The sequence below is a fragment of the Amycolatopsis sp. NPDC004079 genome (genome assembly GCF_040610415.1).
GTDB lineage: Bacteria > Actinomycetota > Actinomycetes > Mycobacteriales > Pseudonocardiaceae > Amycolatopsis > Amycolatopsis halotolerans.
In genome coordinates, this window is record NZ_JBEXMH010000053.1 from 59,631 (window position 1) to 69,064 (window position 9,434).

At 69.0% G+C, this 9,434-nt stretch carries 6 protein-coding genes; 5 read left to right on the forward strand and 1 reads right to left on the reverse strand.

The features are described from left to right. Positions 1–53 precede the first annotated feature (53 nt). From ABZX37_RS37420 to ABZX37_RS37430, 3 genes are all read left to right on the forward strand, one after another. Positions 54–620 (forward strand): TetR family transcriptional regulator, encoded by a 567-nt coding sequence (locus ABZX37_RS37420; RefSeq protein WP_354747787.1) that lies wholly within the window; start codon positions 54–56, stop codon positions 618–620. A gap of 144 nt (positions 621–764) precedes the next feature. Beyond that, entirely contained in the window at positions 765–1,691 is a 927-nt protein-coding gene (locus ABZX37_RS37425) for an aminoglycoside 3'-phosphotransferase/choline kinase family protein (RefSeq protein ID WP_354747789.1), read from the forward strand. A gap of 132 nt (positions 1,692–1,823) precedes the next feature. After that, positions 1,824–2,078 (forward strand): hypothetical protein, encoded by a 255-nt coding sequence (locus ABZX37_RS37430; protein WP_354747791.1) that lies wholly within the window; start codon positions 1,824–1,826, stop codon positions 2,076–2,078. A 27-nt stretch (positions 2,079–2,105) separates the two neighbouring features. Here the strand turns inward: ABZX37_RS37430 and ABZX37_RS37435 are convergent, their stop codons facing one another. Further along, positions 2,106–2,732, reverse strand: coding sequence for a YigZ family protein (locus ABZX37_RS37435; protein WP_354747793.1), 627 nt, complete (start codon positions 2,730–2,732; stop codon positions 2,106–2,108). Between the two features lie 561 nt (positions 2,733–3,293). On the opposite strand from ABZX37_RS37435, the gene gltB reads away from it, so the two are divergent. Further along, complete coding sequence (gene gltB, locus ABZX37_RS37440) at positions 3,294–7,826, forward strand: glutamate synthase large subunit (RefSeq protein ID WP_354747795.1); 4,533 nt, start codon at positions 3,294–3,296, stop codon at positions 7,824–7,826. After that, on the forward strand, positions 7,819–9,270 hold the full coding sequence (locus ABZX37_RS37445; RefSeq protein WP_354747797.1) for a glutamate synthase subunit beta: 1,452 nt from the start codon (positions 7,819–7,821) through the stop codon (positions 9,268–9,270). Before gltB ends, ABZX37_RS37445 begins: the two co-directional genes overlap by 8 nt. The last annotated feature ends 164 nt before the right edge of the window (positions 9,271–9,434 follow it).

Consider the following 9,434-nt stretch of genomic DNA (forward strand, 5'->3'; position numbering starts at 1 on the left):
ACCGTCCGGGTTAACCTCGTCGCGCACACCAGCGCACCCCAGGGGGAAACCGAATGGCCGCGGACCAGCCTTCGCGCAAACGCGACGCGACGGCGACGAAAGCCGCGCTGCTCGACGCCGCGGCCGAACTGTTCGCCGACCGCGGCTTCGACCGCACGACGGTGCGCGACATCGCGAACCGCGCGGGCGTCAACCAGGCGCTGCTGTTCCGGTACTTCGGCAGCAAGGACGCGTTGTTCGAGCACGTGATGGCGCGCGGAGGCCTGGCCCAGGTCGAGACGACCCCGCCGGAGCGGCTGTTCTCCGCGGCGCTGCGGAGCCTCCTCGAACGCGACGACACTGCGTCGCGCTCGATCGAGACCTACCTGCGGTCGTCGGGCACCGATCGCGCCGACGAGGCTCTCCGCGCGCAACTCGACGCCGAGTACACCCGCGCGCTGTCCGGGCTCACCGACGAGCCGGACGCCGAACTCCGCGCCGACCTCGCGATGGCCTGGCTGCTCGGCATCGGGCTGGTCCGCTCGATCACCCGCAAGGAACCGCTCGCCACCGCGCCCGCCGACGAGATCGAACGGCTCATCGGACCCGCCGTGCGCACCCTGCTCGAGCGCAGCAAGTAATTCGCCTGCCGACGGCACCCCAGAGGTCCGTGAGGGGAACCCTGAGGGACTCTGATTCCCTCAGGGTTCCCCTCACGGACGGCAAACCCGCCCGCGGCAAGTAATTCGCTACAGCGGCGGAGGGCTCGCCGATACCGTCGGCGCATGTTCCCGCCCGCCGCCACCGCGGCCGAGTCCGGCCAGTTGACCCGCGAAGGCCTGCTGCCCGCGGTACGAGACCTCCTGCGCTCGCTGGGCGAACCCGGCGAACCCGTGCCGTTCGACGACGGTTCGCTGCCGGTGTACGCGGTCGGTGACCAGCTCGTCCTGAAGCTCTATCCGCCGGTCTACCTCGACGAGCTGACCACCGAGCGCACCATGCTGGAAGTCCTGCACGGCAAGCTCCCCATCCCCACGCCGGGCGTCGTGCACGCCGGAACGCGCGACGGCTGGGGTTACGTCGTGATGGAACGGCTTCCCGGGCGCACGCTCAAGCAGGTCTGGCCGGAACTGTCCACAGCGGACAAACTCGCGCTCGCCCCGAAGATCGGCGAGGCGCTGTCCACTTTGCACTCGGTGCGCGACCCGGCGTTGTCCGCGCTCGCTCCGCGGGACTGGACCGCGTTCCTTGCCGGGCAACGCGAAAAGCTGGTCGACCATCATCGCAAGACCACATTGGACGAACACTGGCTCGCCCAGCTGCCGGAGTTCGTCGACGCGGTGGACCTGGGTACGCCGGAAACCGTGCCGTTGCACACCGAGGTCATGCGCGACCATCTGCTGGTCACCCGCGAAGGGGATGACTGGCGGCTGTCCGGCCTGTTCGATTTCGAACCGGCGATGCGCGGCGCGGCGGAATACGAGTTCGGCGCGGTCGGCTTGTTCGTTTCCGGCGGCGACCCGGCATTTCTGCGGAGTCTTCTGCTCGCTTACGGTTACCATCCGGCCGACCTCGGCCCGGACTTCTCCCGCCGTTGCCTCGCGTACACGCTTCTGCACGTCTACAGCGACTTCCGCTGGTACCTCGACGTGCTCCCGGCCCCCGAGAAACCTACTTTCGTATCCCTCGCGGACGCATGGTGGGGCGCATGAGGGGTACCCCGAAACTACCCCGCGACATACCCCCGTAAAAAGGAGTGAAATACGCGACAACCCGGCAATCGCGACGGACACTGGAACCGTTCCCGGGGTACACCAGGGGCCGGGACAGAAGGAGGAACCGCCGTGACTGCCGAGTTGAACCATCGGGAGCGGGCAACCCTGCGCGCCGTCGCCGGAGGGCACGCGGAGATCAGCTGCAGCTGCGAACCGGACCTGTTCGTCGACGGGCTGAGCTGCTGCGACCAGGGCACGGTCCGCGACCTCGTCCGCAAAGGGCTGATCGCGCCCGCCGAGGACGGAGCGTGCGGCGCACGGGTACGCGCGGTGCTCACCGAGGCCGGGGCGCGCGCGTTGGACGGAAAGCCCGTCGCGGCTTGATCTTCCGGAGCTCGAGCCGGTGCGCGGCTACCCGCGCACCCACTCCTCCCCCAGCTCGGCCGCGACCGCTTCGCCGCCGGTGAGGTCGGCCAGCCAGCTGCTGAATCGCTCCTCCTCGCCGGGTGCCAGCCCGACCGCGAAGTGCGCCGCCGCCTCGAAACGCGTCTCGTGCAGCACGTACGGCGAAGCGCGGAGATCGTTCTCGAAGCGGCCCGCCCGGGTGTAGTCCATCGTTACGTCGAACAGCCGCAATCGCCGATACTCCACCAGGCCTACCGCGTCGAGCGCGTCCGACACCGCTTGCCCGTACGCGCGGATCAACCCGCCCGCGCCGAGCAGCACCCCGCCGAAATGCCGCGACACCACCGCGACCGTGTCGGTGACCTCGCGGCGGCGCAACACCTCCAGCATCGGCACCCCGGCCGTCCCGGCGGGCTCGCCGTCGTCGCTCGAGCGCTGGGTGCGGCCGTCCGGGCCGAGGACGAACGCGTGACAGTGGTGCCGGGCCGCGGGTTCGGCGCGCCGGCGGGCCGAAATGATCTCCCGCGCGGCGGCCTCGTCGGCCACCGGAGCGAGCGCGCACAGGAACCGTGAACGCCGTATTTCACTCTCGTGCGCCCCGGCCGCCGCCACGGACAGATAACGATCAGTCATCGGCGCTCCCCCTCATGACCACCAGTCAACCAGCAGCAGACGCGGGGTTGACACCGGGAGGGCAGACATGTTTTCGCAGGTCAGCGCACTGGCTGACCGCGTGCCGGGAGAGACGGCCCGACATATGGGAGTACCCCGGAGGGCGTCAACGTATGCGTGGCTTATCCCACGAGAGCGCGATGACGTATGTCGATCACAGCGAATTCACACTATCGTCATAAGACCCGGCGAACCCGGGAGTCACCACCACGCGCCCCGGCTGGCCCCCACCACACAGGCTGACCGACCCCGGCGCGTGCGCCTGTACAGCGACGTGCAGAACTTTTTTCCGCCGCCCATCGCCGTGCGGTGACAAACCATCCGGCACCCGGACCGGTCGTCGACCGGCCGCGGTCAGCCACGCATCGCGACGCAGTGCCGCGCCTCGCGGGTGCGAAGGCACCGGATGGTTTCCCTTCTCGACTGACCATCGCGGTTTCGGACCACTTCGTTAACCGGTTCAGTGATGAACCCCTCTTCGGAGTAAAGAAACCGCGCCAACGCCTTGGGAGGCGGCCAGCCGTGACCCACCGTTCGAGCAGCCCGGCCACTGACGGCCTCTATGACCCCGCTTACGAGCACGATGCCTGCGGGGTGGCGTTCGTCGCGGACCTGACCGGTCGCCGAGACCATCAGATCGTGGCGAAAGCCCTTGTCGCGTTGAAGAATCTGGAACATCGCGGCGCCCGCGGGGCGGAACCGGACACCGGGGACGGCGCGGGCCTGCTGATCCAGGTTCCCGACGCGTTCTACCGCGAGGTGGCCGGGTTCGAGCTGCCTCCGGAAGGCAGCTACGCCGTCGGCACCGCGTTCCTTCCGCAGGACGAAAAACGCCGCGGCCGCGCCATGACCACCATCGAGCGGATCGCCGCCGAGGAGGACATGCGCGTGGTGGGCTGGCGCGAGCTGCCGGTCGACACCGCGCACTGCGGTCCGACCGCCGCGCAGACCATGCCGCACTTCACCCAGCTGTTCCTGGCCGGGCGCAAGAACAATCTCGACGGCCTCGCACTCGAGCGCGCCGCCTTCTGCGTGCGCAAGCGCGCCGAGCACGAGCTGGTCGAGGACGACGTGTACTTCCCGTCGCTTTCTTCGCGCACGATCGTCTACAAGGGAATGCTCACCGAACCGCAGGTCGAGAAGTTCTTCCTCGACCTCGCCGACGAGCGCGTGACGAGCGCCATCGGGCTGGTGCACTCCCGCTTCTCCACCAACACTTTCCCGTCGTGGCCGCTCGCGCACCCGTACCGCTACGTGGCGCACAACGGCGAGATCAACACCCTCAAGGGCAACCGCAACTGGATGGACGCCCGCGAGGCGCTCCTGGAGACCGACCTGGTCCCCGGCGACCTCAAGCGGATCTACCCGGTCATCACGCGCGGCGCGAGCGACTCGGCGTCCTTCGACGAGGTGCTGGAGCTGCTGCACCTGGGCGGCCGGTCGCTGCCGCATTCGGTGCTGATGATGATCCCGGAAGCCTGGGAGAACCATCAGGAGATGGACCCCGCGCGCCGCGCCTTCTACGAGTTCCACTCCACGCTCATGGAGCCGTGGGACGGGCCGGCGCTGGTGGCGTTCACCGATGGCGCGCAGATCGGCGCGGTGCTGGACCGCAACGGCCTGCGTCCGGGCCGCTACTGGGTCACCGACGACGGTCTCGTGGTGCTCGCCAGCGAGGTCGGCGTGCTCGAGCTCGACCAGGCGAAGATTGTCCGGAAAGGACGGTTGGAGCCGGGCCGGATGTTCCTGGTCGACACTGTCGCCGGGCGCATCGTCGAGGACGAGGAGATCAAGGGCCAGCTCGCTTCCGAGCACCCGTACGACGAATGGGTCGACGCCGGGCTGCTCCGCCTGGAGGAACTGCCCGAGCGCGACCGCGAGGTCCCGCTGCACGCCGCGCTCGTCCGGCGGCAGCAGGCGTTCGGCTACACCGAGGAAGAGCTGGAAACCATCCTCGAGCCGATGGCCCGCACCGGAGCGGAGCCGATCGGGTCGATGGGCAACGATTCGCCGCTCGCGTCCCTTTCGTCGCGTTCGCGTCCGTTGTTCGACTACTTCATCCAGCTCTTCGCCCAGGTGACCAACCCGCCGCTGGACGCGATCCGCGAGGAGCTGGTGACCGCGCTGGGCACGCAGATCGGCGCGGAGCCGAACCTGCTGGCCGCGGACGCGTCGTCGTGCCGCCGGATCGTGCTGCCGTTCCCGGTGCTGGACAACGACCAGCTCGCGAAACTGGTGCACGTCAACGACGACGGCGACCTGCCGGAGTTCCAGGCGGTCACGGTCATGGGCCGGTACAAGGTGAACGGCGGCGGGGACGCGCTGCTGCAGCGGCTCGACGAGATCCGCGCTGAGGTGTCCGAGGCGATCGAGGACGGCGCGCGGCTGATCGTGCTGTCCGACCGCGGGGTCGACGCCGACCACGCGCCGATTCCGTCGCTGCTGCTCACCGGCGCGGTGCACCACCACCTGGTGCGGGAGAAGACGCGCACGCAGGTCGGCCTCATCGTCGAGGCGGGCGACGCACGCGAGGTGCACCACATCGCGCTGCTGGTCGGTTACGGCGTGGCCGCGGTGAACCCGTACCTGGCGATGGCGACCGTCGAGGAGATGGCGCACCGGGGCCTGATCCCGGGCGTGACTCCCAAGCAGGCCACCACGAACCTCATCAAGGCGCTCGGCAAGGGTGTCCGCAAGACCATGTCGAAGATGGGCGTTTCGACGGTGGCCTCGTACACCGGCGCGCAGATCTTCGAGGCGGTCGGCCTCGGCGCCGAAGTGATCGACACCTGTTTCACCGGAACCACTTCGCGGCTCGGCGGCGTCGGCTTCGACACCCTCGCCGAGGAGGTTTCGCAGCGGCACGTGCGGGCGTTCCCGGCCGACGGCGTCCGGGCGAGCCACCGCGAGCTGGAAACCGGCGCGGACTACCAGTGGCGGCGCGAAGGCGAGCCGCACCTGTTCAACCCGCAGACGGTGTTCAAGCTGCAGCACTCCACGCGAGCCGGGAAGTACGACGTCTTCAAGGAGTACACGAAGGCGGTCAACGACCAGGCCGAGAAGCTGCTGACGCTGCGCGGGCTGTTCGACTTCAAGTACAGCGACCGGAAGCCGGTGCCGATCGAAGAGGTCGAGCCGATTTCGGAGATCGTGAAACGGTTCGCCACCGGGGCCATCTCGTACGGCTCGATCTCGATGGAAATGCACCAGACGCTGGCGATCGCGATGAACCGCCTCGGCGGCAAGTCGAACACCGGCGAGGGCGGCGAAGACCCGGAGCGGCTGTACGACCCGGAACGGCGCAGCGCGGTCAAGCAGGTCGCGAGCGGCCGGTTCGGCGTCACCAGCGAGTACCTGGTGAACTCCGACGACATCCAGATCAAGATGGCGCAGGGCGCGAAGCCCGGCGAGGGCGGGCAGCTGCCCGGCGGCAAGGTGTACCCGTGGATCGCGAAGACGCGGCACTCCACGCCGGGCGTCGGGCTGATTTCCCCGCCGCCGCACCACGACATTTACTCCATTGAGGACCTGGCGCAGCTGATCCACGACCTCAAGAACGCCAACCCGGACGCGCGCATCCACGTGAAGCTCGTGTCCGAGGTCGGCGTCGGCACGGTCGCCGCGGGCGTGTCCAAGGCGCACGCGGACGTCGTGCTGATCTCCGGTCACGACGGCGGAACCGGCGCCTCGCCGCTGTCCTCGATCAAGCACGCGGGCGGACCGTGGGAGCTGGGCCTGGCCGAAACGCAGCAGACGCTGCTGGCCAACCGGCTGCGCGACCGGATCGTGGTGCAGACCGACGGCCAGCTCAAGACCGGCCGCGACGTCATGATCGCGATGCTGCTCGGCGCCGAGGAGTTCGGTTTCGCGACCGCGCCGCTGGTGGTGTCGGGCTGCATCATGATGCGCGTCTGTCACCTCGACACCTGTCCGGTCGGCGTCGCGACGCAGAACCCGAAGCTGCGCGAGAAGTTCAGCGGCAAGGCCGAGTACGTGGTGAACTTCTTCGAGTTCATCGCGCAGGAGGTCCGGGAATACCTGGCGGAGCTGGGATTCCGGTCGGTCGAGGAGGCCGTCGGCCACGCCGAGCTGCTCGACAAGCGCAAGGCGGTGGACCACTGGAAGGCCGCCGGGCTCGACCTGTCGCCGATCTTCCACGTGCCCGAGCTGCCGCCGCGCGCGGTGCGGCACCAGACCGTGAAGCAGGACCACGGGCTGGACAAGGCACTGGACAACACGCTGATCCAGCTCGCCGAGGGCGCGCTGGCGGCGGGTGACAAGGTGCGGCTGGAACTGCCGGTGCGCAACGTGAACCGGACCGTCGGCACCATGCTCGGCTCGGAGCTGACGAAGAAGTGGGGCGGCGAAGGGCTTCCCGACGACACCATCGACGTCACCTTCACCGGCACCGCGGGCCAGTCGTTCGGCGCGTTCGTGCCGAAGGGCATCACGCTGCGGCTCTACGGCGACGGCAACGACTACGTCGGCAAGGGCCTTTCCGGCGGGCGGATCGTCGTGCGGCCGCCGAAGGAATCGCCGATCGTCGCGGAGAACCACATCATCGCGGGCAACGTGATCGCGTACGGGGCCACGAGCGGCGAGATCTTCATCCGCGGCCAGGTGGGCGAACGGTTCTGCGTGCGCAACTCCGGCGCGCTGGCGGTCGTCGAGGGCGTGGGCGACCACGGCGGCGAGTACATGACCGGCGGCCGGATGGTCGTGCTGGGCAACGTCGGCCGCAACTTCGCGGCGGGCATGTCCGGCGGCGTCGCGTACGTGCTGGACCTGCCGGCGCACCGGGTCAACCCGGAGATGGTCGACATCGACCCGCTCGACACCGCGGACGTCGACTTCCTGCGCGAAACCATCGAAAAGCATTACAACGAAACCGAATCCGCCGTCGCGCGGGCATTGCTGGCGGACTGGGACAGTGCGGTCGACCGGTTCGGCAAGGTCATGCCCAAGGACTACAAGCGCGTTCTCGCCGCCCAGGTCGCGGCGGAACGGGACGGCCGGGACGTGAACGAGGCGATCATGGAGGCCGCACATGGCTGACCCCAAGGGCTTTCTGACCACCACGCGCGAGGAACCGAAGCGGCGTCCGGTGGACCTGCGGCTGATGGACTGGCGCGAGGTCTACGAGGACTTCGCGTCGACCAAGCTGGAAAAGCAGGCCGGGCGCTGCATGGACTGCGGGATCCCGTTCTGTCACCAGGGCTGTCCGCTCGGGAACCTGATCCCGGAGTGGAACACGCTGGTGTGGCGGGAGGACTGGCAGCAGGCCGCGGACCGGCTGCACGCCACGAACAACTTCCCGGAGTTCACCGGCACGCTGTGCCCGGCGCCGTGCGAAACCGCGTGCGTGCTCGGCATCAACGACGACCCGGTGTCCATCAAGCGGGTCGAGATCTCGATCATCGACCGGGCCTTCGAGGAGGGCTGGGTCACGCCGCAGGTTCCGGTCACGAAGACGGGCAAGAAGGTCGCGGTGGTCGGGTCCGGTCCGTCCGGGCTGGCCGCGGCGCAGCAGCTGACCCGCGCGGGCCACACCGTCGTGGTCTACGAGCGGGCCGACAAGATCGGCGGGCTGCTGCGGTACGGCATTCCCGAGTTCAAGATGGAGAAGTTCCGTCTTGACCGCCGCCTCGACCAGATGCGGGCCGAGGGCACGGAATTCCGGACGTCGGTGAACGTCGGCGTGGACGTCACTGTCGAGCAGCTGCGATCCGACCACGACGCCGTGGTCCTCGCGGGCGGCGCGACGGCGTGGCGCGATCTGCCGATCGAGGGCCGTTCGGCCGGGGGCATCTACCAGGCCATGGAGTTCCTGCCGCCGGCCAACCGGGTCGCGGCGGGCGAGCTGGCGGAGTCGCCGTATTCGGCCAAGGGCCTCGACGTCGTGGTCATCGGCGGCGGCGACACCGGCGCGGACTGCGTCGGCACGTCGCACCGGCAGGGCGCGAAGTCGGTGACCCAGCTGGAGATCATGCCGAAGCCGCCGGAGTCGCGTTCGGACGCGCACCCGTGGCCGACGTACCCGATGATCTACCGCGTCACGTCCGCGCACGAAGAGGGCGGCGAGCGGCTGTACTCGGTCAACACGCAGGAGTTCCTGTCCGATGAGGACGGACGCGTGCGCGCGCTGAAGCTGGTGGAGGTGCGCAACGAGGGCGGCAAGTTCGTGCCGGTCGAGGGCACTGAGACCGAACTGCCCGCGCAACTGGTGCTGCTGGCGATGGGCTTCCTCGGGCCGCAGCGCGAGGGCCTGCTGACCGACCTGGGCGTGGACCTGGACCAGCGCGGCAATGTCGTACGGGACAAGAACTTCCAGACCACTGTGGACAATGTGTTCGTGGCGGGCGACATGGGCCGCGGGCAGTCGTTGATCGTGTGGGCGATCGCGGAGGGCCGGTCGTGCGCGGCCGGCGTGGACGCCTTCCTCACCGGCCGGGGCGTGCTCCCGGCCCCGATCGCGCCGACGGACCGGCCGATCTCCTGATGGCTCGGAGCAGGCGCGTCAACGTCGCCGCGCCTGCTCCGTTCAGTTTCGGGGCCAGCGCGTCACTGCCGCCGCGCTGACCCCGGCTGCCGGGCGGGTGCGACAACGACGTCGCACCCGCCCGTCATGATTCAGTCGTCAGTTGAAGGGGGCGTTGAGGAAAT

Bases quoted from the DNA above. Each gene is read 5' to 3' on its own strand.
- ABZX37_RS37420 (WP_354747787.1), top strand. From the start codon at position 54: ATGGCCGCGGACCAGCCTTCGCGCAAACGCGACGCGACGGCGACGAAA.
- ABZX37_RS37425 (WP_354747789.1), top strand. From the start codon at position 765: ATGTTCCCGCCCGCCGCCACCGCGGCCGAGTCCGGCCAGTTGACCCGC.
- ABZX37_RS37435 (WP_354747793.1), bottom strand. From the start codon at position 2,732: ATGACTGATCGTTATCTGTCCGTGGCGGCGGCCGGGGCGCACGAGAGT.
- ABZX37_RS37445 (WP_354747797.1), top strand. From the start codon at position 7,819: ATGGCTGACCCCAAGGGCTTTCTGACCACCACGCGCGAGGAACCGAAG.